Below are 3503 nucleotides of genomic sequence, written 5' to 3'. Positions count from 1 at the left end.
GGGTAACGTCGGCCCATGCGGGCAGGCCGAGTACCGCGACCACCATTCCGGCCACGTCATCCGGCTGCACCACTTTGCTGGCGTACATGGCCGCGCGCGCCTTTGCGTCGAGGATGTCCTGGTAGAGCTGCGTCTCGACACGGCCGGCGACGATCTCGGTGACACGGACGCCTGATGGGGAGAGGTCGGCGCGCAACGCGGCGGCAAAGCCTGATATCGCCGCCTTGGTGGCCGAATAGACGGCAATGTTGGAATATGCCGCGTGGCCCGCGGTGGAGCCGGTGAACAGGATGTGGCCAGCCTGCCGCTCGCGCATCTGCGGAACGACGAGGCGGGTAAGCAGGATTGCCGCGCTGAGGTTGACCTCCAGCGTGGTGTCGATGTCGGAGATTTTCATGTCGGCGAAATTGCCCAACGGTGGCATGATCCCGGCATTATTGATCAGCACGTCGATGGTCAGATCCGCCAGAACAGCTTCCAGCGCCTCGCGATCGGTCACGTCGACGGCGATGGGCACGATGCCGGATCGCTCGGCCTGCAACGCCTTGAGCGCGGCCTGGCTGCGCCCGACCGCATAGACATCGTAGCCGGCGTCGCTCAGTGCGATCGTCATGGCCCGCCCTATGCCGCTTGTTGCACCTGTGATGAAGGCTGTCGTCACGTTGGCTTCCCTGATTGCCTGATTCAGTCTGCGGCCTGGGCCGATGCCGCGAAACCAAGAAAACCAGCAAAAAGGAAAGATAAACTTTCGAATTCTCTTCTCCCGCCCGAAACCTGGACAGGTGGTGACCTCGGCGCCGAGGCTGAAAACCGAAGGAAACGACGGGAAAACGATGTTCTCAACCTGCGGGAAACGGTTCAGGTCAGCTGGCGGAGCCAAAACATGGCTTTCGCAATGCGGTGGCTAATCTGGGTGAGTGCGAATGCCTGGGTGATCGAAGCCGGGGCCTATCCGCCGGTCGAAACAGGCCTCTTCATATCGGTAAAGAGCGAGGCCGCAGCCGCCTGCTGCTCTGCCTCTGTCGCCGCGACGCCCGAAGCCCGTGCCAAAGCGCGCACACGCCCGAGGCTGTTGTGCAGATGCTTGCGCATGGCCTGGCGAGCGGCACGACCGTCCTGCCTTTCGATGGCATCCACGATGGTTTTGTGCTCGTTGTGAATGCGTGCGTAATAGCTGTCCTTGAGCGCCGGCGTGACCACGTAGCCCAGTTGAAAGCGTGGAACGATCATCGGCCTGAGATAGCTCAGGAAGCCGTGGATGAATTCGTTGCGCGCGGCTTTGGCGATCGCCAGATGGAAATCATAGTCATAGTGGATCTGGACCACAGCGGGATCCGCTTGCTGGGCGTCGACCTGTTCCATCAGGGTTCGGATTCCACTCGCCTCCGCATCGGTGCGCCGTTCCGCGCATAGCCCGGCGGACTCCACTTCCACACTCAATCTCAGTTCGAGCAGGGCAATGGTTTCCGGCAAGGTCCTCAGCGCCTCGTCCGGTATCGAGAAATTGCGCGGCGCCGGCGTTTCGCTGACGAACATGCCGCGGCCCTGCTGCGGCACCACCATCCCTTCGGAGCGCAATCGCGCCACCGCTTCCCGCACCACCGTCCGGCTGACGTCGTACTCGGCACAAAGCTCCGCCTCGGTCGGCAATTGCGCGCCGGGAAGCAGAGATCCGGAACGGATCTTTTCGGACAGACTCTCCGCCACGACAGTGGAAAGCGGTTTGCGCTTCGTCATCAGTCTCCCCTTAGCCAGATTCGCGATGATGCCCGAACCGGCAAGGCCATTCAAACCGCCGCGGTGACGATCAGCTCGACCAGCATTCCAGGCTTGGCCATCCGTCCTTCGCCGGAAGAGCGCGCGGGTGCATGCTCCTTCGGCATCCATCCGTCCCAGACCGTGTTGACCTCGTCGAAATCCCTGATGTCGTCCAGCCACATCTGCACGTGAAGGATACGTGTCTTGTCCGTACCGGCCTTGGCAAGCAGGACGTCGACCTTGCCAAGCGCCTCGCGCATCTGGTCGGCTGCGGACTGACCCGGCTTTGCGACCTGGCCGGTGAGGTAGAGGGTGCCATTGTGGATGACCCCGTGGTGGATGCGGGTGTCGAAGTCGAAGCGCTTGATGTCACTCATTGGATTGTCCTTGTCAGATTTCCGGCCTCCGCCGGATGGGTCAGATTTCCGGCCTCCGCCGGATGGGTCAGATTTCCGGCCTCCGCCGGATGGACTCAGATTGCCGGCGTCTGGCGGATGGGGTTTCCCTGCAGATATTGTGCGTAGGGCGCCTGAACGAGCCAGCCGGCGTCGACGGGCAGGGTGACGCCGGTTATCGATGCGGCCCGGTCGGAGCAGAGGAACAGTGCGGCCTCGGCAACGTCGCGCGGCTCGACGAAGCGGCGCAGCGCGGTGGTCGCCTGGATGGCTTCGGGGTTGCGCTCACCCTTGGCGATCCTGGCTTTCAGCCCGTCCGAAAGCGTGTAGCCGGGTGCCACCGCATTGACGCGTACGCCGTGCGGACCGAGCTCGGCGGCCAGGATCTGGGTCAAGGCCAGGACGGCATGCTTTCCGGGCGTGTAGGCGGGCAGGGACAGCGGCGCGAAGGAGGCAAGCGAGCCGACGTTCAGGATCGCGCCTCGCCCGGCAGCCGACATCAGCCGACCGAACACCTGGCAACCCAGCAAGGTGCCGCGATAGTTCACTCGCCACATCCTCTCGTCTTCGTCCAGATCCTGGTCGAGGACGTGCTTGCCACTCTGCAGGATGCCGGCGCAGTTGACGACGACGTGCGGGGTACCGAACGCGTCGCTGACGGCCTGCGCCAGCGCTTCCACCGAGCCGGATTCGGCGACATCGGTCTGGACAAACAGCGCGCGCGGTGCGCCGACCGCCGCGCAGGCGCCAACCGCCTCATCGCCCCGTGCCGCATCCCTGCCGGCGACCACCAGATGGTAGCCGTCCTCGGCGAAGCGCAGCGCTATCGCGCGTCCGATGCCGGAAGTGCCGCCGATGACGACGGCCGTCAATGTCTCAGCCATTGCCGCGACCCTTGCCTTCGATGTCGAAGAATTCGGACATGGCCCGGACCTGGAAATCCATCATCGGGCGCCCCGGCTGAATGCGGCAGCCAATCTCTTTCGCCGCCTTTAGCAGGGGGGTCTCGGCGGGCTCCATGATGATGTCGACGACCGTCATGTCCGGGGTCAGCCGGCTCACATCCAGCGGCAGCGGGTCGCCGGCGTGCATGCCGACCGGCGTGGCGTTGATCGCCATATGCATGCCGGAAGGCTCGGCCTCTCCAACCTGGATGCGGCATTTCGGGAAGACCTGCGCGACCAGCGCCGCCAGTTTTTCGGCGCGACCGGTATCGATGTCGGCCAAGCGGATTTCCTCGGCACCGGCTTCGGCGAGACAATAGGCCAGGGACGCGCCGGCGCCGCCGGCGCCGACCTGAAGGATGCGGCGGCCGGCAATCTCATGTCCGCCTGCCTTGAGGCCATCGAT

At 64.2% G+C, this 3503-nt stretch carries 5 protein-coding genes; all 5 read right to left on the bottom strand.

Features of this window, described 5'->3' with window-relative positions; genetic code table 11:
- The coding region (locus EOA22_RS28025) for an SDR family NAD(P)-dependent oxidoreductase (RefSeq protein ID WP_245478702.1) at nucleotides 1–613 on the bottom strand (613 nt) is incomplete at its 3' end.
- A 335-nt stretch (nucleotides 614–948) separates the two neighbouring features.
- Nucleotides 949–1791, bottom strand: coding sequence for a FadR/GntR family transcriptional regulator (locus tag EOA22_RS28020; RefSeq protein ID WP_082826522.1), 843 nt, complete (start codon nucleotides 1789–1791; stop codon nucleotides 949–951).
- On the bottom strand, nucleotides 1788–2135 hold the full coding sequence (locus EOA22_RS28015) for a RidA family protein (RefSeq protein ID WP_013530405.1): 348 nt from the start codon (nucleotides 2133–2135) through the stop codon (nucleotides 1788–1790). Before EOA22_RS28015 ends, EOA22_RS28020 begins: the two co-directional genes overlap by 4 nt.
- A 95-nt stretch (nucleotides 2136–2230) precedes the next feature.
- A complete protein-coding gene (locus EOA22_RS28010; protein ID WP_063168722.1) occupies nucleotides 2231–3037 on the bottom strand; it encodes an SDR family oxidoreductase in 807 nt (268 codons plus the stop codon).
- The coding region (locus EOA22_RS28005; protein ID WP_348629506.1) for a shikimate dehydrogenase at nucleotides 3030–3503 on the bottom strand (474 nt) is incomplete at its 5' end. The genes EOA22_RS28005 and EOA22_RS28010, both read right to left, overlap by 8 nt.

Source organism: Mesorhizobium sp. M7A.F.Ca.US.014.04.1.1, assembly GCF_003998745.1.
GTDB lineage: Bacteria > Pseudomonadota > Alphaproteobacteria > Rhizobiales > Rhizobiaceae > Mesorhizobium > Mesorhizobium ciceri.
The sequence above is the reverse complement of the archived record's forward strand: the minus strand, read 5'-3'. Positions and strand labels throughout refer to the sequence as shown.